Origin of the sequence: Xanthomonas sp. WHRI 7065 (assembly GCF_040203115.2) — a bacterium.
Classification (GTDB): Bacteria; Pseudomonadota; Gammaproteobacteria; order Xanthomonadales; family Xanthomonadaceae; genus Xanthomonas; species Xanthomonas arboricola.
Map to the genome: position 1 here is coordinate 1,259,507 of NZ_CP168194.1, position 24,150 is coordinate 1,283,656.

General features: G+C 64.7%; 18 protein-coding genes and 8 tRNA genes. 18 read left to right on the forward strand and 8 right to left on the reverse strand.

What is annotated here, in order from left to right:
* Nucleotides 1-13 precede the first annotated feature (13 nt).
* The 4 genes from ppk1 to ABQY64_RS05460 all read right to left on the reverse strand — a co-directional run bounded on the left by ppk1 (nucleotide 14) and on the right by ABQY64_RS05460 (nucleotide 6,215).
* A complete protein-coding gene (ppk1, locus tag ABQY64_RS05445; RefSeq protein WP_039510626.1) occupies nucleotides 14-2,116 on the reverse strand; it encodes a polyphosphate kinase 1 in 2,103 nt (700 codons plus the stop codon).
* Nucleotides 2,117-2,238: 122 nt separating this feature from the next.
* Nucleotides 2,239-3,567 (reverse strand): phosphate regulon sensor histidine kinase PhoR, encoded by a 1,329-nt coding sequence (gene phoR / locus ABQY64_RS05450; RefSeq protein WP_016902237.1) that lies wholly within the window; start codon nucleotides 3,565-3,567, stop codon nucleotides 2,239-2,241.
* Between the two features lie 77 nt (nucleotides 3,568-3,644).
* On the reverse strand, nucleotides 3,645-4,334 hold the full coding sequence (gene phoB / locus ABQY64_RS05455; RefSeq protein ID WP_002806631.1) for a phosphate regulon transcriptional regulator PhoB: 690 nt from the start codon (nucleotides 4,332-4,334) through the stop codon (nucleotides 3,645-3,647).
* Between the two features lie 174 nt (nucleotides 4,335-4,508).
* Nucleotides 4,509-6,215 (reverse strand): M48 family metalloprotease, encoded by a 1,707-nt coding sequence (locus ABQY64_RS05460; RefSeq protein WP_080639634.1) that lies wholly within the window; start codon nucleotides 6,213-6,215, stop codon nucleotides 4,509-4,511.
* Between the two features lie 88 nt (nucleotides 6,216-6,303).
* Between ABQY64_RS05460 and grxC the strand changes: the two genes are divergently transcribed.
* The 3 genes from grxC (at nucleotide 6,304) to ABQY64_RS05475 (ending at nucleotide 8,372) form a co-directional block, all read left to right on the forward strand.
* Entirely contained in the window at nucleotides 6,304-6,612 is a 309-nt protein-coding gene (grxC, locus tag ABQY64_RS05465; RefSeq protein ID WP_016902239.1) for a glutaredoxin 3, read from the forward strand.
* Nucleotides 6,609-7,004, forward strand: a complete 396-nt coding sequence (locus tag ABQY64_RS05470; RefSeq protein WP_039523858.1) for a carboxymuconolactone decarboxylase family protein — start codon at nucleotides 6,609-6,611, stop codon at nucleotides 7,002-7,004. Before grxC ends, ABQY64_RS05470 begins: the two co-directional genes overlap by 4 nt.
* A 360-nt stretch (nucleotides 7,005-7,364) precedes the next feature.
* The gene (locus tag ABQY64_RS05475) at nucleotides 7,365-8,372 is read left to right on the forward strand and encodes an isocitrate dehydrogenase (RefSeq protein ID WP_005998180.1); all 1,008 of its coding nucleotides are present in this window, start codon (nucleotides 7,365-7,367) and stop codon (nucleotides 8,370-8,372) included.
* 118 nt (nucleotides 8,373-8,490) lie between these two features.
* Here ABQY64_RS05475 and ABQY64_RS05480 read toward each other — a convergent pair whose 3' ends face one another.
* Nucleotides 8,491-9,252: a Bax inhibitor-1/YccA family protein gene (locus tag ABQY64_RS05480; RefSeq protein WP_039523860.1), complete on the reverse strand. Its 762-nt coding sequence runs from the start codon at nucleotides 9,250-9,252 to the stop codon at nucleotides 8,491-8,493.
* Between the two features lie 152 nt (nucleotides 9,253-9,404).
* On the opposite strand from ABQY64_RS05480, the gene ABQY64_RS05485 reads away from it, so the two are divergent.
* The 5 genes from ABQY64_RS05485 (at nucleotide 9,405) to ABQY64_RS05505 (ending at nucleotide 10,518) form a co-directional block, all read left to right on the forward strand.
* Nucleotides 9,405-9,481, forward strand: a tRNA-Pro gene (locus tag ABQY64_RS05485).
* A gap of 42 nt (nucleotides 9,482-9,523) precedes the next feature.
* A tRNA-Arg gene (locus tag ABQY64_RS05490) sits at nucleotides 9,524-9,600 on the forward strand.
* Between the two features lie 31 nt (nucleotides 9,601-9,631).
* Nucleotides 9,632-9,708 (forward strand) — tRNA-His (locus ABQY64_RS05495).
* Nucleotides 9,709-9,792: 84 nt separating this feature from the next.
* A tRNA-Lys gene (locus ABQY64_RS05500) sits at nucleotides 9,793-9,868 on the forward strand.
* 191 nt (nucleotides 9,869-10,059) lie between these two features.
* Nucleotides 10,060-10,518, forward strand: a complete 459-nt coding sequence (locus ABQY64_RS05505) for a hypothetical protein (protein ID WP_241235822.1) — start codon at nucleotides 10,060-10,062, stop codon at nucleotides 10,516-10,518.
* A 125-nt stretch (nucleotides 10,519-10,643) separates the two neighbouring features.
* Here the strand turns inward: ABQY64_RS05505 and ABQY64_RS05510 are convergent, their stop codons facing one another.
* Nucleotides 10,644-11,939: a PAS domain-containing sensor histidine kinase gene (locus ABQY64_RS05510; RefSeq protein WP_047125886.1), complete on the reverse strand. Its 1,296-nt coding sequence runs from the start codon at nucleotides 11,937-11,939 to the stop codon at nucleotides 10,644-10,646.
* Nucleotides 11,940-12,213: 274 nt separating this feature from the next.
* On the opposite strand from ABQY64_RS05510, the gene ABQY64_RS05515 reads away from it, so the two are divergent.
* From ABQY64_RS05515 to ABQY64_RS05560, 10 genes are all read left to right on the forward strand, one after another.
* A tRNA-Leu gene (locus ABQY64_RS05515) sits at nucleotides 12,214-12,298 on the forward strand.
* Between the two features lie 201 nt (nucleotides 12,299-12,499).
* Nucleotides 12,500-13,792, forward strand: a complete 1,293-nt coding sequence (gene tig / locus ABQY64_RS05520; RefSeq protein ID WP_349779243.1) for a trigger factor — start codon at nucleotides 12,500-12,502, stop codon at nucleotides 13,790-13,792.
* A gap of 98 nt (nucleotides 13,793-13,890) precedes the next feature.
* A complete protein-coding gene (gene clpP, locus ABQY64_RS05525) occupies nucleotides 13,891-14,517 on the forward strand; it encodes an ATP-dependent Clp endopeptidase proteolytic subunit ClpP (RefSeq protein WP_002806026.1) in 627 nt (208 codons plus the stop codon).
* Between the two features lie 125 nt (nucleotides 14,518-14,642).
* Nucleotides 14,643-15,929, forward strand: coding sequence for an ATP-dependent Clp protease ATP-binding subunit ClpX (gene clpX / locus ABQY64_RS05530; protein WP_003483788.1), 1,287 nt, complete (start codon nucleotides 14,643-14,645; stop codon nucleotides 15,927-15,929).
* A 145-nt stretch (nucleotides 15,930-16,074) separates the two neighbouring features.
* A complete protein-coding gene (gene lon, locus ABQY64_RS05535; RefSeq protein ID WP_016904733.1) occupies nucleotides 16,075-18,546 on the forward strand; it encodes an endopeptidase La in 2,472 nt (823 codons plus the stop codon).
* Nucleotides 18,547-18,760: 214 nt separating this feature from the next.
* Nucleotides 18,761-19,033 carry an HU family DNA-binding protein gene (locus ABQY64_RS05540; RefSeq protein ID WP_024938423.1) on the forward strand — a complete coding sequence of 91 codons (273 nt, stop codon included), beginning with the start codon at nucleotides 18,761-18,763 and terminating at the stop codon, nucleotides 19,031-19,033.
* 11 nt (nucleotides 19,034-19,044) lie between these two features.
* Nucleotides 19,045-19,119: transfer RNA gene (locus tag ABQY64_RS05545), tRNA-Val, on the forward strand.
* Nucleotides 19,120-19,147: 28 nt separating this feature from the next.
* Nucleotides 19,148-19,224: transfer RNA gene (locus tag ABQY64_RS05550), tRNA-Asp, on the forward strand.
* A gap of 95 nt (nucleotides 19,225-19,319) precedes the next feature.
* Nucleotides 19,320-19,396, forward strand: a tRNA-Asp gene (locus tag ABQY64_RS05555).
* Nucleotides 19,397-19,561: 165 nt separating this feature from the next.
* A complete protein-coding gene (locus tag ABQY64_RS05560) occupies nucleotides 19,562-21,532 on the forward strand; it encodes a peptidyl-prolyl cis-trans isomerase (RefSeq protein ID WP_349779242.1) in 1,971 nt (656 codons plus the stop codon).
* 668 nt (nucleotides 21,533-22,200) lie between these two features.
* Here the strand turns inward: ABQY64_RS05560 and ABQY64_RS05565 are convergent.
* Both ABQY64_RS05565 and gloB read right to left on the reverse strand, forming a co-directional pair.
* Nucleotides 22,201-23,385 (reverse strand): transglycosylase SLT domain-containing protein, encoded by a 1,185-nt coding sequence (locus ABQY64_RS05565; protein ID WP_349779241.1) that lies wholly within the window; start codon nucleotides 23,383-23,385, stop codon nucleotides 22,201-22,203.
* Entirely contained in the window at nucleotides 23,382-24,149 is a 768-nt protein-coding gene (gloB, locus tag ABQY64_RS05570; RefSeq protein ID WP_126968519.1) for a hydroxyacylglutathione hydrolase, read from the reverse strand. The genes ABQY64_RS05565 and gloB overlap by 4 nt, the downstream gene beginning before the upstream one ends.
* Nucleotide 24,150 lies beyond the last annotated feature (1 nt).

Consider the following 24,150-nt stretch of genomic DNA (forward strand, 5'->3'; position numbering starts at 1 on the left):
GCCCGCGCCGCCTTCAGATCCGCTCGAGCAAGGTCATCTGCGCCGAATGGGCAGGCTCGCCAGGGCCGGGTATGCGCTTGTGATAGACGCCGTCGGCATCCAGTTCCCAGGCGTTGACGTTGTCGTCCAGGTAGTTCTGCAGCACTTCGCGGTAGACGCGCTTGGCCAGATCCGGGTCCAGGATCGGGAAGCAGGTCTCCACGCGCCGCAGCAGGTTGCGCTCCAGCCAATCGGCGCTGGCGCAGTACAACTCTGCCGCGCCATCGTTGCCGAACCAGTACACGCGGCTATGTTCCAGAAAACGCCCCACGATCGAGCGCACGCGGATATTGTCCGACACGCCGGGCACGCCCGGGCGCAGCGTGCAGGCGCCGCGCACGATCAGGTCGATCTGCACGCCGGCTTGCGAGGCGGTATACAGCGCACGCACGACCTGCGGCTCGTTGAGGGCATTCATCTTGGCGATGATGCGGCCCGGGCGGCCATTGCGGGCCAGCCGCGTTTCGCGCTCGATCCGCTTCAACACGCCGGCGTGCAGGGTGAAGGGCGACTGCAGCAACTGCTCCAGCTTCATGCGCGGGGCCAGCCCGGACAACTGCTGGAACAGCATGTGCACGTCGTTGCCGATTTCCACATCCGCGGTGATCAGGCTGATGTCGGTATACAGGCGTGCGGTGCCGCTGTGGTAATTGCCGGTGCCCAGATGCACATAGCGTTTGAGCTTGCGTCCCTCGCGGCGCACGATCAGCAGCATCTTGGCGTGCGTCTTGAAGCCGACCACGCCGTACACCACCTGCACGCCGGCTTCCTGCAGCTTGTCGGCCAGGCCCAGGTTGGCCTCTTCGTCGAAGCGCGCGCGCAGCTCCACCACCACGGTGACGTCCTTGCCGTTGCGCGCGGCCAGGATCAACGCATCGACGATCAGCGAGTCCTTGCCGGTGCGGTACAGCGTCTGCTTGATCGCCAGTACGTTCGGGTCGACCGCAGCCTGACGGATCACGTCCAGCACCGCGGTGAACGCATCGAAGGGGTGATGCAGCAGCACATCGCCCTTGCTGACGATCTCGAAGATGCCGTCGTTGTCGCGCAGGGTGCGCGGATTGAACAACGGATACTTCAGTTCGGGGCGCTGCACCAGATCGTAGACCTGGGTGACGCGGCTCAGGTTGACCGGCCCGACGATGCGGTACACCGCGTTTTCGTTCAGGCCGAAGTTCTGCAGCAGGGTGCGCATGATCGGCGCCGGGCAGTCGTGTGCGATCTCCAGGCGCACCGCCGGGCGATAGCCGCGGGTGACCAGCTCGTCGCGCAAGGCCAGCGCCAGGTTCTCGACTTCTTCCTCGTCCACCACCAGCTCGGAGTTGCGGGTGACGCGGAACTGATACGAGCCCTTGACCTGCATGCCGGGGAACAGCTCGTCGACGAACTCGGACAGCACCGAGGACAGGAATACGAAGCTCTGCGTGCCCTCCGGCGACAGGCTCGCCGGCAGCTGGATGATGCGCGGCAACGAGCGCGGCGCACGCACGATGGCCAGATGACCGGCGCGCCCGAACGCGTCTTGGCCCTCCAGCACCACCACGATGTTCAAGGTCTTGTTGAGGATCTTCGGAAACGGATGCGCCGGGTCCAGCCCCAGCGGCGACAGCACCGGCATGATCTCGTTGCGGAAGTACGCACGCAGCCAGCGCTTCTGACGCGAGGTCCAGGCCGTGCGGCTGAGCACGGCCACGCCGGCATCTTCCATCGCCGGGCGCAGCACTTCATTCCACGCGTGGTACTGCTGTTCGACCAGCTTGGCGGCCCGGTCGTGCACTGCGTTGAGGATGGCGGTCGGGCTCAGGCCATCCGGCGCCGGCGGCAGGCCGAACTCCTGCGCATGCCGCACGGTGGCGGCGCGGATCTCGAAGAATTCATCCAGATTGGTGCAGGAAATGCACAGGAACCGCAGCCGTTCCAGCAACGGCACCTGCTCGTCCAACGCCTGTGCCAGCACCCGGAAATTGAAGTCCAGTTGCGACAGTTCCCGGTTGATGTACAGCGCCGGATCGCGCAACGGATCGGTGGCGATGTCCTCGGAAGGTGTGACGTCGTGCAGTTCTTTGGCGTGGCCCATTGGAATCGGTCATCAAGACGGAGATGGTGTGCGGCGTGACAGCGCGGCAGGTGCAGCGCAGGCAATGCAGCGCGTCGTGCGCGCGTGCATCGCACCGCGTTGCGGCGCGCACCCCTTACATATCACGCCGAACGTGACAGTGGCAGGGACTGATCGCGCTGCACGACGCGTGCAGCGACAAAATGGCATGAGAATTCGCTCCCGCGTCCGACTTCGCTTTCGATTTCCAGACGCGCCTGGTGCAGTCCCAGGATGTGCTTGACGATCGACAGCCCCAGCCCGGTGCCGCCGCTCTCGCGCGAGCGGCTGCTGGAGACGCGGTAGAAGCGCTCGGTGATGCGCGGCAGATGCGAGGCGGGAATGCCGTAGCCGGTGTCGCGCACCGCCAGGGCCGCGCCATCGCCTTCGCGCACGAAGCGGATCGTCACCGTGCCGCCGCCTGGCGTGTAGCGCACCGCATTGGTGACCAGGTTGGAGAAGGCGCTATGCAGTTCCTTGTTGGAGCCGAGCAGGTCCACGCCGGCCTCGTCGAACACTTCCACGGTGTGGCGGCCCTGGCTGTGCGCTTCGGCCTCGCGCCGCAGCGTCGACAGCATCGGCGCCATCGCCACGTGTTCCTCGCCGAGTTCTTCCTGCGATTCCAGCCGCGACAGCGTCAGCAGGTCTTCGACCAGTTGCGCCATGCGCTGCGACTGCTTGCGCATCTCGGCCAGCATCGGGCCCGAATCGGGAAAGTCTTCCGGGTCGAGCATGTCCAGATAGCCATGCACCACCGTCAATGGCGTACGCAGCTCGTGCGAGACGTTGGCCACGAAGTCGCGGCGCACCTGCTCCAGCCGCAGCAGTTTGCTGACATCGCGTGCCACCAGCAGCCAGTAATCGTCGGAGTAGGGGATCAGGCGCAGGTTCAGACGCAAATCCGGATCCACCGGCGAGGCGGCGTCGAGCATGGGCTCGGCGTTGCGGCCGGCGGCCAGCCAGTGCGCCAACGGCAACGGCTGCAACCGCTCCACCACCGACACGCCCATGTCGCCCGGATGATGCAGCCCCAGCAGTCCGCCCGCGGCGCGGTTGAACCACTGCACGCGCTGGCTGTTGCGATCCACCACCACCACCGCATCCGGCAGCGCCTGCGCGGCGGCGCGGTAGGTGCGCAGCATCTCGATGAGGCGGCGCTTGCGCCCGCGCATTTCGGCCTGGCTGCGATAGAGCAGGCGATCCAGCTCGTTCCAGGCGCCGATCCCGGCGGCGGGCTCGGCGCGCTGGCGCGCGGTCAGGCGCTGCAGCACCTGGCGCAACCGCCAGTAATGCCAGGCCAGCACCCCCAGCGCGGTCAGCGTCAACGCCATCCACACATGCTCGATCAGCACGCCGACCAGCACGGCAGCGCCCAGCAACAGCGCGAGAGTGCCGAGCGTCTTGAGCCAGGCGGAACGGATATGTTGAGGCATGGAAGGCGTTACCACGGAGCGTCAGGTGGGCGTGCGAGCCAGCCCAGCGGCAGGGCCGACCGGCTGTGCGGCAAGCACTAGGTTGCCGAAGAGAAACGGTAGCCCGAGCCACGCACGGTCTGCACCATGTTTTCCAGGCCGAACGGTTCCAGCGTCTTGCGCAGGCGGCGGATGTGCACGTCGATGGTGCGCTCTTCCACATACACGCTGCCGCCCCAGACATGATCCAGCAGCTGGGTACGGGTATACACGCGCTCGGGATGTGTCATGAAAAAGTGCAGCAGGCGGTATTCGGTCGGGCCGATCGGCACCGGCGCATCGCCGGCGAACACCCGGTGCGCGGCGCCGTCGATGCGCAGGCGGCCCACCGCCACGCTGCCGTCCTCGTCGTCCTCGCGGGTGCGGCGCATCACCGCGCGGATGCGCGCCAGCAACTCGCGCGCCGAGAACGGCTTGACCACGTAATCGTCGACCCCGGCTTCCAGGCCACCGACGCGGTCGTTCTCTTCGCCGCGTGCGGTCAGCATGATGATCGGAATCTCGCGGGTCAGCTGTTCCTTGCGCCAGCGCCGTGCCAGATCCAGCCCGCTGGTGCCTGGCAGCATCCAGTCCAGCAGGATCAGGTCCGGCACGCGGTCGGCGATGGCGGTCTGCGCCTCGCGGGCATCGCCGGCATGGATGGGTTCGAACTCGCCTTTGCGCAGCGCGAACGCCACCATGTCGCGAATCGCGGGTTCGTCATCGACGATCAGAATGCGTTTTTGCACGCGGGGCTTACCGTCTGGCTTTAGGTTGATCGCCAGTAGACTACGGTTTTGTGACTCTAATGTGACATGCCTGAGGGCTGCCGCCGTGGTCAAAGCGGCCTGTGCCACTGGCAGGCGCGGTGCTGAACCCGTCGACACACGCCCGAATGACCGCTGCGCCAACCGTCACATGCGCTAGCGCGTCGACAGATCCGGGTCGCGGATGCCTTGCCGGCGCAGCTCCAGCACGGTCGGCGTGATCGCCGCGATGCGTGCATCCACCCGCGCCCGTGTCACATAGTCGAGATCTTTCTTCTTCAGCGCTTCCAGCTGGATCAGCGCCTGCTCCGGGCGTCCGTTCAAGTACGCAGCTTCGGCATAGGCCTCGCTGGCGCGCAGATGGTCGCCGGACAGCTCGCAGGCGCGCGCGTAGGTCTGCTGCAACAGGGGATCTTCGCTGCTGCGATGCAGGAGCGGCTCCAGCACCTGGCGCGCGCGCTGGCCGGACTCCTTGCTGGCCTGCTCGTTGAGCGCGCCGGCATAGGTCAGCGCCACCGCGCGGTTGTTCGGCAGCTGTTTGAGCAGCGCGTCGAAACGCGCATTGGCCACCTCGCGCTGGCCCACCCGCGCCTGCGCCTCGCTCAGCCCGAGCGACAGCCACAGGTTGTCCGGGTGCGCTTCCAGCAGGCTGGTCAGTTCGGCCACCGGCTCACTGGGCCGGCCGCCGCTGTTGCGCAGGCGTGCCAGCGCCAGCCCATAGCGCTGCGCGTCGGTCAGGCCGTGCTTGGCACTGCGGCGCAGGGTCTCGTATTCGCGGATGGCCGCATCCGGCGTGGTGGCGCTGAGCACGCGCAGGCGTTCCTTGGCCCAGTCGAAGTTCTGCTGATCGCCGCTGCGGCTCAGCGCATCCACCGGCAGCCGCAGCGCATATGGCAGCAGCGCGTTGCCGTTGCGGCTCAACGGTTCGGACAGCGACGGGTCGGCCGGGTCTACCCGTTCCTGGCGCGTGCCGCCCGGCACCGAGGTGGTCAGCACCACGGTGTTCTTCTTCATCTGCTCGGCGCGCGCCTTGGCCTCGCTGATGCGGGTGACCGTGACCGGGTGGGTCTGCAGAAAGTCCGGTGCGCTGTAGCCACCCTCGTTGGCGCGCATCGCCACCGACATGCGCTCGAAGAAGCCGGCCATCGCATCCACGTCGTAGCCGCTGCGCACCAGCGTGCGGATGCCCAGCCGGTCGGCCTCGGATTCGTTGGAGCGGGTGTAGTCGATCTGGCGCTGCTGCATCAGCCCCATCGCACTGGTGATGCCGGCCATGGTGGCATCGCCTTTGGAATTGCCGCCGGCCTGTTGCGCGGCGACCACCGCCGCCAGCATGCCGAGCAGGATCGGGATCTGGTCGCGCTGCGCCCGTTCCACCCCGCGCAGCACATGCTGCTGGGTGACGTGGGCGATTTCGTGCGACAGCACCGCGGCCACCTCGTCCTCGCGCTCGGCGGTCAACACCAGCCCGGCATTGACCGCGATATAGCCGCCCAGCGTGGCGAAGGCGTTGATCTGGCGATCGCGCAGCATGAAAAACGTGAATGGCTGCTGCGGCTGGTCGCTGTTGGCGCCGAGCCGGGTGCCCATGGTCTGCAGCCAGTCGGTGATCAGCGGGTCGTCCAGCACGTAGTCGTAATTGCGCAACTCGGCCAGCATCATCTTGCCGTACTCGGCCTGGCGCGCCGGGGTCAGCAGCTCGCCGGCAGACGAGCCGATGTCGGGCAGGCGGTTTTCCTGCGCGGGTGCCACCCCCATGGCAACGGCCAGCGTGAGGGCGGTGGCGAGCGGTAGCAGGCGCAAGTGGAACTCCCAGGTGGTGCGCGGAGCATGCGGGCAGCACGGCGCGATGGCGTGAATCATCGGTTAATCCACAGTGTTGCGGTGACGACATGGAAATTCCAGTCGCCCGGTACCATTGTCAGACCTCAGACCAACCACGGAGTTTCCCGTGAGCCAAGATACCAACGTGCAGGATGCGGCCAGCGGCCCGCAGATCACCCTGTATTCCTCCGCGATCTGCCCGTACTGCGTGGCGGCCAAGAACTTCCTCAAGAGCAAGGGCCGGACCTGGACCGAGGTACGCATCGACCTGGACCCGGCCGAGCGCAACAAGATGGTTGCGCTGGCCAAGCGCACCAGCGTGCCGCAGATCTTTGTCGGCGACGTCCATGTGGGCGGCTACGACGACATGATGGCGATGCACCGGGCCGGCAAGCTCGAGCCCTTGCTGGCCGGCAACACAGGCGGCCAGGCATGAGCGAGACCGGCGGCGGCAGCGACGACCGGCTGCGCGAGTTCACCGAATTCCGCCAGCGCATGAACCAGCGCATCCTGGCCGAGCCGAACCAGGTGGTGCGCCGGTTCTTCGCGCTGGACACCCAGACCTACCAGGCGGGCGCGCTGGACGTGAAGACCAAGGAACTGCTCGGCCTGGTCGCCTCGATGGTGTTGCGCTGCGACGACTGCATCAGCTACCACGTCGCCCAGTGCAAGGAGGCTGGTGTGACCCGCGAGGAATTCTTCGAAACCTTCTCGGTCGGCCTGGTGGTCGGCGGCTCCATCGTCATCCCGCATCTGCGGCGCGCGGTGGACTTCCTGGACCAGCTCGAAGGCGGCGCCCCGGCACCGGAGCAGCACGCGCACGGGTGATTGAGGCGGGAGTGGGGGAGTGGTGATTCGGGATTCGTAACGGTGGGCGAGGGCGCGTGCCGCCTGTTCTCGGCGGCGTGGCCTTGGCGCGGTCCGATTTCGGCACCGGCCGCTGGCCAGGGGCGGGCGCTTTCTGGGCATTTGCACTGAAGTTGTGCATGCATGCGCTGGTACACGCGGCCGTTTCTGTCGCCGTTCGCTGTACCGAATGGCCGCCGCGCGCATCCGGGGGCTCTTAGACCAAGGTCGGTTTGGGCGCCTTCACCGGCATCGGGCATAATTGCCTGTGAAACCTCCTTGCGCCGCTCTGCCGGGTATTGCGGCTGGCGCTCCCCCCTTCAAGTTCGGAAACCCAACGTTATGACGCAGACAATCACGGTCATCCGCGGCGACGGTATCGGCCCGGAGATCATGGATGCCACGCTGTTCGTGCTCGACGCGCTGCAGGCTGGCCTGACCTACGAGTACGCCGACGCTGGCCTGGTCGCGCTGGAAAAGCACGGCGATCTGCTGCCCGAGTCCACCCTGGCCTCGATCACCAAGAACAAGGTGGCCCTGAAAAGCCCGCTGACCACCCCGGTCGGCGAGGGCTTCAGCTCGATCAACGTCGCCATGCGTCGCAAGTTCGACCTGTACGCCAACGTGCGTCCGGCCAAGTCGTTCCCCAACACCAAGTCGCGTTTCGCCGATGGCGTGGACCTGATCACGGTGCGTGAGAACACCGAAGGCGCCTACCTGAGCGAAGGCCAGACCGTGTCCGAGGACGGCGAGACCGCGTTCTCCGGCGCCCGCGTCACCCGCAAGGGCTCCGAGCGCATCGTGCGCTACGCCTTCGACCTGGCGCGCGCCACCGGCCGCAAGAAGGTCACCGCGGTGCACAAGGCCAACATCATCAAGTCGACCTCGGGCCTGTTCCTGAAGGTGGCGCGCGATGTGGCCACGCAGTACCCGGAAATCGAATTCCAGGAAATGATCGTCGACAACACCTGCATGCAGCTGGTGATGCGTCCTGAGCAGTTCGACATCATCGTGACCACCAACTTGTTCGGCGACATCATCTCCGACCTGTGCGCCGGTCTGGTCGGCGGCCTGGGCCTGGCCCCGGGCGCCAACATCGGTGTGGACGCGGCGATCTTCGAGGCCGTGCACGGCTCGGCGCCGGACATCGCAGGGCAGGGCAAGGCCAACCCGTGCGCGCTGCTGCTGGGTGCCGCGCAGATGCTGGACCACATCGGTCAGCCGCAGAACGCCGAGCGCCTGCGCGAAGCGATCGTGGCCACCCTGGAAGCCAAGGATTCGCTGACCCCCGACCTGGGCGGCACCGGCAACACCATGGGCTTCGCCAAGGCCATCGCCAGCCGCCTCTGAGCGACACGGCGACAGTAAAAAAAGAAAGGGCGCCTAGGCGCCCTTTCTTCTGCTCGAAATCCGGATGTTCGAGGGAGCCGCTCTTACGAATCCCCAATCCCGACGCTCGATTCCCCGCTCAATTCCGCGACTGCAACTTCGACAGCAAGCGCAGGAACTCGATGTACAGCCACACCAGCGTCACCATCAGGCCGAACGCGCCATACCACTCCATGTGCTTTGGGGCGCCCTGTTCGACACCGCTTTCGATGAAGTCGAAGTCCAGCACCAGGTTCAGTGCAGCCACCACCACCACGAACAGGCTGAAGCCGATGCCGATCAGGCCGGAGTCGTGGATGAAGGGGATGCGCACGCCGAACAGGCCCAGCACGATGGTCGCCAGATACACCAGCGCAATGCCGCCGGTGGCTGCCACCACGCCCAGCTTGAAGTTCTCGGTGGCCTTGATCATGCCGCTGCGATAGGCAAACAGCAGCGCGAACATGGTGCCGAAGGTCAGCAGGACCGCCTGGAACACGATGCCGTTGAAACGCGCCTCGTAAACTGCCGAGATCGAGCCCAGGAAGAAGCCTTCCACCAGTGCGTACAGCGGCGCAGTGACCGGGGCCCAGGTCGGCTTGAAGCTGGTCGCCAGCGCGAACACCAGCCCGCCGATCGCGCCGGCGATCATGTACAGCCGCGCGGCAGGCAACGGAGCGCCATCGGCCCCGATCGACTGCGACCAGGCGAAAGCGGCGGTGACCACCGCCATCAGCAACAGCAGGCCGGTCTTGTTGACGGTGCCGTTGAGCGTCATCGCCTGACCATCGCGGGTGACTACCGAGCCGGAACCGAGGTCGAGGAAGGTGGATTCCCGAAGGGCGGGATTGCCGCTACGCATGCGTGTTCTCCATGAAATGTAGATGCCTGCCGACTTGGCGAGCGATGCCGCGAGGATACCGGATCGTCCGATTTACACAGAGTGATTGACAGCAAGGCCAATCATTCCCAAAATAGCCGACCTTTCCAGCCTTCGGGATTGAAAGGTCCCGCCGGGGTATAGCGCAGTCTGGTAGCGCGCCTGCTTTGGGAGCAGGATGTCGGGGGTTCGAATCCCTCTACCCCGACCATTCCGAGCTCTTGACGGCGTGGGAATGCGAAGTTCGGTCCGGGCGCCCGTAGCTCAACCGGATAGAGCACCGGCCTTCTAAGCCGGCGGTTACAGGTTCGAGTCCTGTCGGGCGCGCCATCGGCGGTGCGGTAGGAAGTAGGTTTCAGTGGTGGCTGTAGCTCAGCTGGTTAGAGTACTGGATTGTGATTCCAGATGTCGGGGGTTCGAGTCCCCTCAGCCACCCCACTGATTGCAGGAAAAGTTGGACCCGATGCATCGCGGGGTGTTGCAACGAAGCAAAAACGCGCATACAATGTGCGACCAGTTTCAGGGCCGTTAGCTCAGTTGGTAGAGCAGTTGACTCTTAATCAATAGGTCCAAGGTTCGAATCCTTGACGGCCCACCAAACAAAAGCACTTAGGCATCCGCCTAGGTGCTTTTCTTTTTGTGCTGAGGAAAAGATGACGCAAGGAATCGGCTGCAGCTTTGCTGTTTTCTCGGTCGGCGGCCGCGGCGACGTAGTGTCGATCTCGGCCCGGCGCGATGTCTGGCCGGCGTCAGGTGCGCAATCGCCGTCGCCCGGATGAGCAGATGCCAATGAGGTCTGAGGTCTCCGGAGCATTGCGGCATTCGATCCTGGGCCAGGTTGGCGTCTTCGCGCTCGTCGGTCCTCCGCTCGGCGGGCTGCTGGGCCTGGCGCGATTGACCCGTTTCGACCTACAGACCGCGTTGTTGATCGTTGCCTGGTCGTACGGCCTGGTGTTGCCGGTGATTGCCTGCGCCGCGGCGGGATGGCTGTGCGCGCGCATCTGCGCCTGGTGGTATCGCGGGCGCCGGCCCAACCTGCTGGTCCACGTTGGCATCGGTGCGTTGAGCGGTCTGCTCTCGGCCGGGGTGATCGTGCTGCTGCTGGCGATCATCGGCGGCTGGTCGATGATGTCTGATCGCGCAGTGATGCTGACGCTGCTGCAATGTGGGCTGGCGGCAGGTGGCGCCTGCGCCGTGTTTGTCTGGCTGATGTGGTCGCGCCTGACAGTGTCGCCTCGCGCGAGGTGACGGGCCGCCAGGCAACGTCCATCAGCATGCGCAGCAAGAGGTGCTTTGCTGCACTGGATGGCGCTGACGACCTTGATGCGGTGCGCTACGCCTGATCGGCGACGGGCAACTGCAGCCGTGGTCGCTTACGGCGATGCGGCTGGCGCCGGCGCCGCGCTCTGCTGCATGCGTGGGAACGCCAGCGTAAAGCGCGCGCCCTGGCCGGGCGCCGATGTCACTTCCACAAAGCCACCTGCCTGACGGACTGCGCTGTACACCTGCGCCAGTCCCAGGCCCGCGCCTTTGTCGGCATCCTTGGTGGTGAAATACGCTTCGAACAGGTGCGCCTGCACGTGCGCATCCATGCCATGCCCGTTGTCGGCCACGGCGATGGTGACGTAGTGCCCGGCCGGCCTGGCCAGGTTGGCCTGTTCTTCAGCGACCACGGCGTCGCCGGTCTCCACGCGAATGACGCCGCCACCCTGGCAGGCATCGCGGGAGTTGATCACCAGGTTCAAGATGGCGCGTTCCACCGTGTGGCGGTCGACCATTGCGCAGCATCCACCTTCGGCGGTGCGCAGCTGCAATTGCAGATCCGCGCCGATCACCTGTTCGAGCAAGGGGCCGAGCTGTTCGGTCAAGGCAGCCAGGTCCACCGATTCCGGGCTGTACGGATACTGCCGCGAAAACCCGACCAGGCGCTGTGCCATGACCGAGCCATGTTGAAGCGCCGCATCGGCCACGCTCAACAGCTTGGTGTCGTGCGCATCGATCCTGGCGCGCTGTACCACCAGCTCGATGGCCGAGGTTGCCGCCTGCAGCACGTTGTTCAAATCGTGCACCACGCCGGCCAGCAGTTGTCCCACCGCCTCGCCCTTTTGCGCCTGCTCGGAAATCTTTTCGGCGGCGCTCTGCGCGGCGCGCGCAATGTCCAGATCGCCTTCGATGCGCTCTTGCAGGTCGCGCAGGCTGTGCAGTTCGCTCGACAGCGAATGTTCGCGCGCTTGCGCCAGTCGCAGCACACCACTGGAAAATGCGCGCTCTGCGGTCAGGGTTGAATCCAGTGTGCGAAAGGCGGTCTCCAGCGCCCGGCGGTCGGAGATGTTCCTGCTCACCGCCAGGATCGCTTCGACCTTGCCAAGTGCATCGAACAGCGGGCTGGTGACGACCTGCCAGATCTGGCGCACGCCGGCGAAGTTCACGCTGGCGGCCTCGAATTCCTGGATCGAACCGGCGCGAGAGCCGGCGATTGCCGCATCCACCAGCTCGGCCGCCTCCGGCGGCCACAGGTCGCGCCAGGGCCGCGCGATCAGCTGATCCTGGTGGCTGGCGCGCAGTTCGGTCAGGCCATTGATGTTGATGGCCGTAATCCGCCCGTCGAGGTCGATCTCCTTGATGCAGTCGCGGGACAGGGCCACGATCTGCCGATAGCGATCTCTCATCGCGATGACTGCCTCTCACTGGTGTTAACGGAATTTTAGCGAATGCCAGCTTTACCCAGCGCTAGCGGGCGGAAGCAAGGTACGCCAGTGCGCGCCGAGTTGCATGATGAATGTGTTTATCGTCAGCTCTTTGGACTCAGGGTCGGCCGCGCTCGCGCTGTCCGTCCAGGCGCGCAGGATGCAAGCCGTGGGCGACATTCAGCGGCGTCGTTGCTCCCGCGATGCTTTTTCTTTCCCGGCATCCCTGCAACAATGGCCGGGCAGGAGCAGCATCGCGAAAGTGGCGGAATTGGTAGACGCACCAGATTTAGGTTCTGACGCCGCAAGGCGTGGGGGTTCGAGTCCCCCCTTTCGCACCAATGCAGTGCGGCCGTGCGTGTTCCGGCCGCTTCCCGCCGCAGGCCTGGGGTCTTTCCATTGCGCGGCGCGGTGACGCGTATTCCGCTGGCAGCGGCCGCCGTTATCGGCGAAACTACAAGGCTCGGCGGCTTTCTCGCCATCCGTCAACCCGCATCTTCCATCTCGTGCCGACGCTTGTGCAGTCGGTGGCAGGAGTCAACATGCAAGCATCGATCGAATCCACCGGCAATCTGGAACGCCGCCTGACCTTCACCCTGCCGCAGGAGCGCCTGGAGACGCATGTCGGTGGCCGCCTGCGCGAACTTGCGCGGACCACGCGCATCAAGGGTTTCCGCCCGGGCAAGGTGCCCACCAAGGTCATCGAGCAGCGCTTCGGTCAGCAGGTGCGTGCCGAGGCGATGGAAGGCCTGCTGCGTGAGACCTTCGATTCGGCAGTGCGTGAGCATTCGCTGCGTCTGGCCGGCAACCCGCGTATCGACCAGGGCGAGAGCGATTTCGACTTCGTCGCCACCTTCGAAGTGGTGCCGGATTTCGGCGATATCGATGTGGCCAAGCTGTCGGTGGTGCGTCATACCGCCGACGTGACCGATGCCGACATCGATCAGATGATTGAGAACCTGCGTCTGCAGCGCCGCACCTGGAACCCGGTCGAGCGCGGCGCGCAGGTCGGTGACTTGGTGGCGCTGGAGACCTGGTCGCAGGCCGGCGACGAGCGTCTGCCCGCCGAAGGCGTGGAGACCGGCAGCAGCGTGCTGGGCTCGGGCGTGATGTTCGACCAGATCGAAAAGGGCCTGGAAGGCCTGGCCAAGGGTGAAGACAAGACCCTGACCATCGACTTCCCGGCCGAGTGGCGCGTGCCGCAGCTGGCCGGCAAGACCGTGCAGGTGCACGTCAAGGCGGTCGAGGTCTCCGAGCCGGTGCTGCCGGTGGTGGACAAGGAGTTCATCAAGAGCTTCGGCGTGAAGAGTGGCGATGCCGAGCAGTTCCGCGCCGACATCCGCACCAACCTGGAGCGCGAGCTCAAGGGCGCGCTGATGAACCGCCTGCGTCGCGAAGTGGGGGAGCAACTGATCGCCGCCTATGCGCACGTGGAAATGCCGCCGCGCCTGGTCGAGAACGAAGCCCGTTCGATGCTGGCGCAGCAGGTCGAGCAGGTCCGCCGTAGTGGCCGCAACCCGGGCGAGATCCCGGCCGATGCCCACCAGGGTTTCATGGACGCGGCTGCCAAGCGCGTGCTGGTCGGTCTGCTGGTGGGCGAGGTGGCCCGTTGCAACGAGCTGCGCCTGGAATCCAAGCGCGTCAGCGAAACGCTGCGTCTGATCGCCTCGACCTACGAAGAGCCGGAGCAGGTCATTGAGATGTACCGCAACGACCCCCAACTGATGAGTGGACTGCAGAGCCGTGTCATGGAAGAGCAGGTGATCGACTGGATCGCCGAGCGCGCCCAGCACACCGAGCAGTCGCTGTCGTTCCAGGACGCCATTCGGGTCTAAGGTAAGCGACCGCGTGACACCAACCCGCATCCCGATGGCTGGGATGCGGATGTCAAACCCGGGCATCGGCGCAAGCCGCTGCCACTACAGGAAGACTGATGAGCATTGTGACCAAAGCCCTGAACCTGGTGCCGATGGTGGTCGAACAGACCAGCCGCGGCGAGCGTGCGTATGACATCTACTCGCGTCTGCTGAAGGAGCGTCTGATCTTCCTGGTCGGTCCGATCGACGACCACATGGCCAACGTGATCGTGGCCCAGCTGCTGTTCCTGGAAGCGGACAACCCGGAAAAGGACATCAGCATCTACATCAATTCGCCGGGCGGCGTGGTCACCGCCGGCATGGCGATCTACGACACCATGCAGTACATCAAGCCGGACGTGAGCACCATCTGCGTCGGCCAGGCCGCCTCGATGGGCGCGCTGTTGCTGGCATCGGGTGCGGCCGGCAAGCGCTATGCGCTGCCGAACTCGCGCGTGATGATCCACCAGCCGCTGGGCGGCTTCCAGGGCCAGGCCACCGATATCGACATCCATGCGCGTGAGATCCTGACCCTGCGTTCGCGTCTGAACGAGATCCTGGCCAAGCACACCGGCCAATCCCTGGAGACGATTGCGCGCGATACCGAGCGCGACAACTTCAAGAGTGCGGTCGATGCGCAGGCCTATGGCCTGGTCGACCAGGTGCTGGAACGCCGTCCGGAAGAGTCGATCCAGCCCTCTTGATCGCCAGATTGCTGAAATTGCAGGAAAAACCGGCAGGGTCGGGCTGGGCGGATGTCCTCCCGACCCTGTGCTATTCTCGAAATCGAACCCCCGTGCATCGGGTGGGGTAACTGGGTAACAGAAGCATGAGCGAAGACCGCCAAGGTCGTTCCGGCGACAGCAACAAGATTCTCTACTGCTCGTTCTGCGGTAAGAGTCAGCATGAAGTCCGCAAGCTGATTGCCGGTCCCAGCGTATTCATCTGCGATGAGTGCGTTGAGCTGTGCAACGACATCATCCGCGAGGAACTCGAAGAGAAGGCGCAGTCGGCACGCTCCAGTCTGCCCAAGCCACGCGAGATTCTCGAGGTGCTGGATCAATACGTGATCGGGCAGTTGCGCGCCAAGCGCACGCTCGCCGTGGCGGTGTACAACCACTACAAGCGTATCGAGAGCCGCAGCAAGAACGATGACGTCGAGCTGGCGAAATCCAACATCCTGCTGGTCGGTCCGACCGGCTCGGGCAAGACGCTGCTGGCCGAAACGCTGGCGCGCCTGCTCAATGTGCCGTTCACGATCGCCGATGCCACCACGCTGACCGAAGCCGGCTATGTCGGCGAGGACGTGGAAAACATCATCCAGAAGCTGCTGCAGAAGTGCGACTACGACGTCGAGAAGGCCCAGCAGGGCATCGTCTACATCGACGAAATCGACAAGATCTCGCGCAAGAGCGAGAACCCGTCGATTACCCGCGACGTGTCCGGCGAAGGCGTGCAGCAGGCGCTGCTGAAGCTGATCGAAGGCACGGTGGCTTCGGTGCCGCCGCAGGGCGGTCGCAAGCATCCGCAGCAGGAATTCCTGCAGGTCGACACCAAGAACATCCTGTTCATCTGCGGCGGCGCGTTCGCCGGGCTGGACAAGGTGATCCAGCAGCGTTCCAACGACGCCGGCGGCATCGGCTTCGGTGCCAAGGTCAAGAGCAGTGAGCGCAAGCAGGAAGTCGGCAAGATCCTGGCCGAGGTCGAGCCGGAAGATCTGATCAAGTTTGGCCTGATCCCCGAGTTCGTCGGCCGCCTGCCGGTGGTTGCTACGCTCGAGGAACTGGACGAGCCGGCGCTGATCAAGATCCTGACCGAGCCCAAGAACGCCATCACCAAGCAGTTCAAGAAGCTGTTCGACATGGAAGGTGTGGAGCTGGAATTCCGCCCCGACGCGCTGTCGGCGATCGCCAAGAAGGCGCTCAAGCGCAAGACCGGCGCGCGTGGTCTGCGCACCATCGTCGAATCGGTGCTGCTGGACACGATGTACGAGCTGCCCTCGCAAGAAAATGTCAGCAAGGTGGTGGTGGACGAGTCGGTGATCGAGCACAAATCCGAGCCGTATCTGATCTACCAGGCGCAACCGGCGCCGGCCAAGGCTGCGTCCGGCGACTGAGGCCTGGATGCCGCTGCGCCCGGCCCCGGCCTCGCTCGCGGATAAAGGGTTTCCGAACGCTACTTGCAACACCTCGCCGATGGCCCCATAACGGGGCCATCGGCTTTTTTTACGCCCCAAAACCCCCATTCCTGCGGAGCGCCCCATGGCCCAGTCCCAACCAGAAGTTCTCGATCTGCCGGTGTTGCCGCTGCGCGACGTGGTGGTGTTTCCGCACATGGTGATTCCGCTGTTCGTCGGCCGTGACAAGTCGATGCGCGCGCTGGAAAAAGCCATGGAGGCGGACAAGCGCATCCTGCTGGTTGCGCAGAAGTCGGCCGAAACCGACGACCCGACCGCCAGCGACCTCTATACCGTCGGCACGCTCGCGCAGGTGCTGCAGCTGCTCAAGTTGCCCGACGGCACCATCAAGGTGCTGGTCGAAGGTCTGTCGCGGGTCACCGTCGACAAGGTCGTCGAGCTGGATGGCGCACTGCAGGGCCAGGGCATCGAGATCGAAGCCAGCGACGCGCGTGAGCCGCGCGAAGTGGAGGCCATCGCGCGTTCGCTGATGTCGCTGTTCGAGCAGTACGTCAAGACCAATCGCAAGCTGCCGCCGGAGCTGCTGCAGACCCTGGCCGGCATCGATGAGCCTGGCCGCCTAGCCGACACCATCGCCGCGCACATTGGCGTGCGCCTGGCCGACAAGCAGCGCCTGCTGGAAATCACCGAGATCGGCGAGCGGCTGGAGCTGCTGGTCGGTCTGGTGGACGGCGAGATCGATGTGCAGCAGCTGGAAAAGCGCATCCGCGGCCGCGTCAAGTCGCAGATGGAAAAGAGCCAGCGCGAGTACTACCTCAACGAGCAGATGAAGGCGATCCAGAAGGAGCTGGGCGATCTGGACGATGCGCCAGGCGAGCTGGAGGAGCTGGCGCGCAAGATCGCCGAGGCGGGCATGCCCAAGCCGGTCGAGACCAAGGCCAAGGCCGAGCTCAACAAGCTCAAGCAGATGTCGCCGATGTCCGCCGAGGCGGCCGTGGTGCGCAACTATCTGGACTGGCTGCTGGGCGTGCCGTGGAAGAAGCGCACTAAGGTCCGCAAGGACCTGAAGGTCGCAGAGGACACCCTGGACGCCGATCACTACGGCCTGGACAAGGTCAAGGAACGCATCCTCGAGTATCTGGCCGTGCAGTCGCGCGTGAAGCAGATGAAGGGGCCGATCCTGTGCCTGGTCGGGCCGCCGGGCGTGGGTAAGACCTCGCTCGGGCAGTCGATCGCCAAGGCGACCAACCGCAAGTTCGTGCGCATGAGCCTGGGCGGTATCCGCGACGAGGCCGAGATCCGTGGCCATCGCCGGACCTATGTCGGCTCGATGCCTGGCCGCCTGGTGCAGAACCTCAACAAGGTCGGCAGCAAGAACCCGCTGTTCCTGTTGGACGAGATCGACAAGATGTCGATGGACTTCCGCGGCGACCCGTCCTCGGCGCTGCTGGAGGTGCTCGACCCGGAGCAGAACAACTCCTTCAACGACCACTACCTGGAAGTGGACCTGGACCTGTCGGAGGTGATGTTCGTCGCCACCTCCAACTCGCTCAACATTCCCGGTCCGTTGCTGGATCGCATGGAAGTCATCCGCATCCCCGGCTACACCGAGGATGAGAAGCTCAACATCGCCATGCGTTACCTGGTGCCCAAGCAGATCAAGGCCAACGGCCTGAAGCCGGAAGAGATCGAGATCGGCAGCGATGCGATCCAGGACATCGTGCGCTACTACACGCGCGAATCGGGCGTGCGTAACCTCGAGCGCGAAGTGGCCAAGATCTGCCGCAAGGTGGTCAAGGAAATCGCGCTCGCCGGCCCGCAGCCCGATGCCAAGAAGGTGGTCGCCAAGAAGGGCAAGCCCAAGGCCCTGGTCACGGTCAACGCGAAGAACCTCGACAAGTATCTGGGCGTGCGTCGCTTCGATTTCGGCCGTGCCGAAGAAGAGAACGAAATCGGCCTGGTGACCGGCCTGGCCTGGACCGAAGTCGGCGGCGAGCTGCTGCAGGTCGAGTCCACGCTGGTGCCGGGCAAGGGCAACCTGATCCTGACCGGTCAGCTCGGCAACGTCATGAAGGAATCGGCGTCGGCCGCCTTGTCGGTGGTGCGTTCGCGCGCCGAGCGACTCGGCATCGATGTGGATTTCCTGCAGAAGCAGGACGTGCACGTGCATGTGCCCGACGGCGCGACACCGAAGGATGGCCCGAGCGCCGGTATCGCGATGGTGACCTCGCTGGTGTCGGTGTTGACCAAGGTGCCGATCCGCGCCGATGTGGCGATGACCGGCGAGATCACCTTGCGTGGTCGCGTCTCGGCGATCGGCGGCTTGAAGGAGAAGTTGCTGGCGGCGTTGCGCGGTGGCATCCGCACCGTGCTGATCCCCGACGAGAACCGCAAGGATCTTGCCGACATCCCGGCCAACGTCACGCGCGATCTGAAGATCGTGCCGGTCAAGTGGATCGACGAAGTGCTGGATCTCGCATTGGAGCGTCCGTTGGCACCGAAGAAGGCGGGTAAGGAAAAGGCCCGTAAGACGGCTTCGCGGGTTGCGGTCCGCGGCAAGTCGCGCACTACTCCCGGTACCCGCGTCAAGCACTAAAACCGCTTGTCTAAACCCAGGCAAAACAAGCCAAAACCCGCGTCGTTATTGGGTTTTGGCTTGCGTGCGGTTGGGGGCGCTGGTATAAATGCACGACTCGTGGGCGCGGCAAATTGTGATGCGTCACGCGATACCACTTGTGTCGGGTTCTTCGCTAACGTCAAGAGCGCCGATTGTCGATTCCGCGGCATCTGCCGCAAAGGGAGTTTCAAGAATGAATAAAACCGAATTGATCGATGGCGTTGCCGCTGCCGCTGACATCTCCAAGGCTGAGGCCGGCCGTGCTGTTGACGCGGTTGTGAGCGAAATCACCAAGGCGCTGAAGAAGGGCGACGCCGTCACCCTCGTTGGCTTTGGCACCTTCCAGGTCCGCGCGCGCGCTGAGCGTACCGGCCGCAATCCGAAGACCGGCGACAGCATCAAGATCGCTGCTTCGAAGAATCCTGCATTCAAGGCTGGCAAAGCCCTGAAGGATGCAGTAAACTAATCGACTCGCTAGGGTGCTTAGCTCAGCGGTAGAGCGTCTCCCTTACACGGAGAGGGTCGGGGGTTCGAAACCCTCAGCACCCACCATTAAGCACCAGGCAAATGTTTCAAGCGCGGAGCGGTAGTTCAGCTGGTTAGAATGCTGGCCTGTCACGCCGGAGGTCGCGGGTTCGAGTCCCGTCCGCTCCGCCAGTTATACCGAAGCCCCTGAGCGATTGGGGGCTTCGTTTTCTCCACCGCATTCGCATCGCGAAAATGGTGGGGAAGCAGCAGTCCAAGTTTAAAGCGGAGCGGTAGTTCAGCTGGTTAGAATGCTGGCCTGTCACGCCGGAGGTCGCGGGTTCGAGTCCCGTCCGCTCCGCCAGTTATACAAAGCCCTCGGCTCCGTGCCGGGGGCTTTTTTTTGGCCGCTTTGGCGGCAATTGCGCGCCGAAAGCCATGTCGGATCCGGTGCGGTGCGGGATTGGGCTGGGTGCCCGGCGTCAGGCGCGTTACACTGCGCGGCTCGCCCACAGGCCGTGATTTGCCAATGCTGCAGAAACTTCGCGACAAGACGTCAGGCTGGATCGCTACCGCCATCCTGGGGTTGCTGATGATTCCGTTCCTGTTCGTCATCGACAACAGCTACCTCGGCGGCATTGGCGCCAATAACGTGGCCAAGGTGCAGGCGCCACCGACGTGGTGGAAATCGGCACCGTCGTGGTGGCCAGTCTCGCTGCTGTGGCAGCACCATGAAATCAGTACCCAGGATTTCCGCGCCCGCTTCGAGCAGGCACGCATGCAGGAACGGCAGCGCCAGGGCGAGAATTTCGATCCGCGCACGTTCGAATCGCGCGAAAACAAGTTGCAGGTACTCGACCAGTTGGTCGACGAGCAAGTCGTGCGTCTGGGTGCCGAAGATGCCGGCATCGTGATCGGCGATGCGACGGTGCGCGATTACATCGCCGGCATTCAGGCGTTCCAGGTCGACGGCAAATTCAGCCCCGACCAGTACCGCGCTGCACTTGCGCAGGGCACGCCGCCGCGCACGCCGGCGCAGTTCGATGCGTTGGTGCGCGACAGCTTGCAGCAGTCGGTGATTCCGCAGGCGATCGCCGAGTCGGGCTTTGCGACCAAGGCCGAGTTCGAGCGCTTGCTCAAGCTGATGGGCGAAACGCGCGACGTGCAGCTGGCCATGCTGCCGCCACCGGCTGCCGATACCGCGCCGGTCAGCGATGCACAGATCAAGCAGTGGTACGACGGGCATCCCCAGGACTTCCGTCAGCCGGAGACGGTGACGATCGAGTATGTCGAACTCGATGCCGCCAAGTTGCCGCCGGCAACCGCCGCTGACGAGGCGACGCTGCGCAAGCGCTATGACGAAGAGAAGGCGCGTTTTGTCGAGCCGGATCAGCGTCTGGCATCGCACATCCTGATTACCGCCGGTAGCGATCCTGCCGCGCAGAAAGCCGCCGAGGAGAAAGCGGCCAAGCTGGCTGCGGAAGCCAAGCAGCCGGGCGCCGATTTCGCCGCATTGGCCAAGGCCAATTCGCAGGACCCCGGTTCCAAGGGCGCCGGTGGCGATCTTGGCTGGGTCGAGAAGGGCACGATGGTCAAGCCGTTTGAAGATGCCCTGTTCTCGATGAAGGCTGGCGAGGTGGTCGGCCCGATCAAGAGCGAGTTCGGTTACCACGTGATCCAGCTGCGCGAGGTCAAGGGCGGCCAGGGCAAGTCGTTCGAGCAGGTGCGCGATCAGCTCGCCGCCGAGCAGCTCAAGGCCGATGCCGACAAGGCATTTACGGATGTGAGCGGCAAGCTGGTGGATCAGGTCTACAAGAATCCCACCGCGCTGGAGCCGGCAGCCAAGCAGGTCGGTCTGCCAGTGCAGACGCTGGGTCCGTTCTCGCGCGCCGATGCCAGCGGTATCGCGGCCAATCCGGCGGTGCTGCGTTCGGCATTCTCCGAAACGCTGGTGCAGGACGGCACGGTGAGCGATCCGATCACCATCGGACCGAACCACAGCGTGGTGTTGCGTGTGACCAACCACACCGCCGAGGCGGCCCTGCCGTTGGACAAGGTGCGCGAGAAGGTAATCGCCGCCGTCCGCGCGGACCGTACCGAGAAGGCCGCCGCGGCGGCTGCCGATGCATTGCTGGCACGTGTGCAGAAAGGCGAGACCCTGCAGGCGCTGGCCGCCAGCGAGAAGTTGCAGGTGCAGCCGATCCCAGGCTTGCCGCGCACCGCGCCGATTCCGACCCCGGCGGCAAACCGCGCCATCTTCAGCGCGCCGCGTCCGACCGAAGGCAAGCCGTCGGTGGGCAAGGTGGAGCTGGATGGCGGGCGCTTTGCGGTGTTCGTCATCAGCAAGGCGACCCCGGGCGACCTGAAGCAGATGCCGGCCGAGCAGCAGACCATGCTGCGCGAGCAGCTGAGCCAGATCGACGGCAACAATGCGGCACAGGCGTACGTCAAGGAAATGCGCAAGCGCTACAAGATCCAGATCGAAGAGGCGCAGCTGTAACCGCTGCTGTTCGACTGGTGGAGAAAGAGCCCGGGGAACCGGGCTTTTTCTTTGGCCGATACCGTGGGCAGGTGCCAGCGTTCGTGTGGAGTATCCCGCCGCTGGCGCTGCGGCGAGTCTGTGGTCGCGTGGACCAGGCACTGGATGCCCGCAGCAACTGGCTAAGTCACTGCGATGGCCCGCCGCAACTGATCTGACGTCGTGCGCATTGCCATCCGTTCGGGATAGGTCTGCCGGCGTTGCGGATTTCGCGCGTCAGGATTGCAGGCATGCGTGTGCGAAGACGTGCGTCATTCAAACGTGCTGATCTGCCGGGCCAATCTGCCAGGCCAGAAAAGCCAGCGTCGGTTGCACGTTCGTGCGCCTACGGGTGGGTCCATGTCGGTTGGCGGCAGACGCTGCAGGCGCTCAATCAACTGCGATGTCAATTGGCTTGCAGCGATAGCGGGGCGATCGGCCGCGAGCGTGCCGGTTCCGGATTCCACCCGGTTTCCGATTCCATATGGCGTCGTTGCAGCAGCGCAGGCAAGACAAGTGTCAGGCGCTCTCTTCGCAGCCGACCTACGCCTGCGCAGCGCGGTGCTCAACTTCCCCGTGCAAGGTCGACGAAAAGCGTGCCGCTGTGGTGTCAGCGGCGCCGGAACGGCGCCGGAGGCAGGCGGCTTAGGTCAGGGTGTGTCTTCGAACGACAACACCATGCCGGGCTTCAGCACGGCACGCTTGTCCAGGCCATTGCTGGTCAGCAGTGTCGTGACGGTCACGCCGTAGCGGCGTGCGATAGCCCAGGCGGATTCGCCGTTGCGGACCGTATGCGTGGTGCGCGCCTGTGGCCTGGAGGCGTCCGTCGTCGCGGCGGCAACGACTGTGGGAGCGGCAGCGCTGTTGTCGACAAGGCTGCCCGTGTCGGCAGATGCGACCGAGGCGCCTGTCGCACCTGGCTGCGCAGATGCGATCGGGGCGAGCACATGCACGCCCCGCGGTGCGGCGCGCGCGCTGGCCAGCGCCGGATTCAGCCGGGCCAGCAGCTGCGGCTCGATGTCGCGTTGTCCGGCAAAGGCGTTGAGGCTGGTGCCGGCCGGCAATGCATGTTCGGTGAGTACCGGTACCGGGCGGTCGAGCGAGGTCAGCAGATTGCCCTGCTGCTGCGCATGGTCCAGCACACAGGCGAGCGCGTGCAGCTTTTCCACGTACTCGTAGGTGACCTTGGACATGCCGGGCAGTTCGGACGGGCGAGCGTTCTGCGCGTTCATCCCGGCCGTGCGCATGGCCTGCAGCACGCGATACTCGCCCGCGTTGTAGGCCATCAGCGCCAGGCGCCAATCGCCGCCGAACATGCCATACAGCGTCTTGAGATAACGCACCGCCGCCGTGGTGGAGTCCACTGCCGAGAGGCGGCCGTCGTATTGAGCGCCAACCGGCACGTGGTGGTTGCGCGCAGTGGTGGCGATGAACTGCCAGAGGCCGGCGGGACCGCTGCCGTTGCGAGCGCCCGGGCGATAACCGCTCTCGACGAACGGAATCAGCGCAAATTCGGTCGGCATGTCGGCTTCGCGTAGTTCATCGACCACGTAGCCGAACAACGGCAACACGTCCTGTGCGTCGTCCGCCAGGCGTGCCGGCGCGCGCGAAAAATGTTGTTCCCAGCGCGTATCGCTATGTTCGCTGTCGCAGCCAGGATCGGCCCGACCATCCAGGAACGACGAAAAAATCTCCCGGCCGTTGCGCACCTCGGGAGTGGCGGTCTGGGTGATCGAGTTCTCTGCGGGTTTGGGGCGGCTTGCGTCGTTGGACGATGCGGCTGCGGGTGCGATGACCGCCAATGCGGTCAGCACTGCCAGAAGCAGGCGCCTCATGCGCGAAATTCGTCTTTCCAGCGCCGAAGTTCGGCGAAAACGTCAACTTCAGAGGAAATTGCCCCGCCTGCGCGAGATGCCACCGCAGCGCGGATTTCGGGACTGCTGGTGCGTAAGAACGGATTGGTGGCCAGTTCACTCTTGAGCGAAATCGGCAGGGTAGGACGGGCTGCATGACGCATGGCCTGGGCTTCCTGTTGACGGCGCTGCAAGGCAGCGTTGGTGGGATCGACGTGCAGCGCAAAGGCCGCGTTGGCCAAGGTGTATTCATGGCCGCAACACACAAGCGTTTCGCCAGGCAGGGAGGCCAGGCGCTGCAACGCGTCGAACATCTGAGGAGCGGTACCTTCGAACATCCGCCCACAGCCTAGGCTGAACAGGGTATCACCGCTGAACAGATGGCGGTCAGTGACGAAGGCGATATGGCTGCGGGTATGGCCGGGCACTTCCAGCACATCGAAGCGGCTGCCGAGCAGGCTCAAGCGGTCGCCCTGGCCCACGCGGTGGGCGTCTGCAGGGATGCGTTCGTCGGCCGGACCGTATAGCGCAAGGTCCGGCCAACGCTGCTGCAGCGCTGCCACGCCGCCAATGTGGTCGGTATGGTGGTGGGTCAGCAGGACGGCGCTGGGGCAGAAGCCTTCGCGCTCTGCGGCGGCGAACACCGGCTCGGCCTGGCCCGGATCGACGATGACTGCGCGGCCATCGCTGGCGACCAGCGCCCAGATGTAGTTGTCGTCGAATGCGGGCAGGGCGGTCAGTCGCATA

Coding starts and splice junctions, on each gene's coding strand:
- lon (WP_016904733.1), top strand. CDS start 16,075: ATGGCCCAGTCCCAACCAGAAGTTCTCGATCTGCCGGTGTTGCCGCTG.
- tig (WP_349779243.1), top strand. CDS start 12,500: ATGCAAGCATCGATCGAATCCACCGGCAATCTGGAACGCCGCCTGACC.
- phoR (WP_016902237.1), bottom strand. CDS start 3,567: ATGCCTCAACATATCCGTTCCGCCTGGCTCAAGACGCTCGGCACTCTC.
- ABQY64_RS05560 (WP_349779242.1), top strand. CDS start 19,562: ATGCTGCAGAAACTTCGCGACAAGACGTCAGGCTGGATCGCTACCGCC.
- ABQY64_RS05505 (WP_241235822.1), top strand. CDS start 10,060: ATGAGGTCTGAGGTCTCCGGAGCATTGCGGCATTCGATCCTGGGCCAG.
- clpX (WP_003483788.1), top strand. CDS start 14,643: ATGAGCGAAGACCGCCAAGGTCGTTCCGGCGACAGCAACAAGATTCTC.
- ABQY64_RS05480 (WP_039523860.1), bottom strand. CDS start 9,252: ATGCGTAGCGGCAATCCCGCCCTTCGGGAATCCACCTTCCTCGACCTC.
- ABQY64_RS05475 (WP_005998180.1), top strand. CDS start 7,365: ATGACGCAGACAATCACGGTCATCCGCGGCGACGGTATCGGCCCGGAG.
- ppk1 (WP_039510626.1), bottom strand. CDS start 2,116: ATGGGCCACGCCAAAGAACTGCACGACGTCACACCTTCCGAGGACATC.
- ABQY64_RS05460 (WP_080639634.1), bottom strand. CDS start 6,215: ATGATTCACGCCATCGCGCCGTGCTGCCCGCATGCTCCGCGCACCACC.
- clpP (WP_002806026.1), top strand. CDS start 13,891: ATGAGCATTGTGACCAAAGCCCTGAACCTGGTGCCGATGGTGGTCGAA.
- ABQY64_RS05540 (WP_024938423.1), top strand. CDS start 18,761: ATGAATAAAACCGAATTGATCGATGGCGTTGCCGCTGCCGCTGACATC.
- ABQY64_RS05565 (WP_349779241.1), bottom strand. CDS start 23,385: ATGAGGCGCCTGCTTCTGGCAGTGCTGACCGCATTGGCGGTCATCGCA.
- ABQY64_RS05470 (WP_039523858.1), top strand. CDS start 6,609: ATGAGCGAGACCGGCGGCGGCAGCGACGACCGGCTGCGCGAGTTCACC.
- gloB (WP_126968519.1), bottom strand. CDS start 24,149: ATGCGACTGACCGCCCTGCCCGCATTCGACGACAACTACATCTGGGCG.
- ABQY64_RS05510 (WP_047125886.1), bottom strand. CDS start 11,939: ATGAGAGATCGCTATCGGCAGATCGTGGCCCTGTCCCGCGACTGCATC.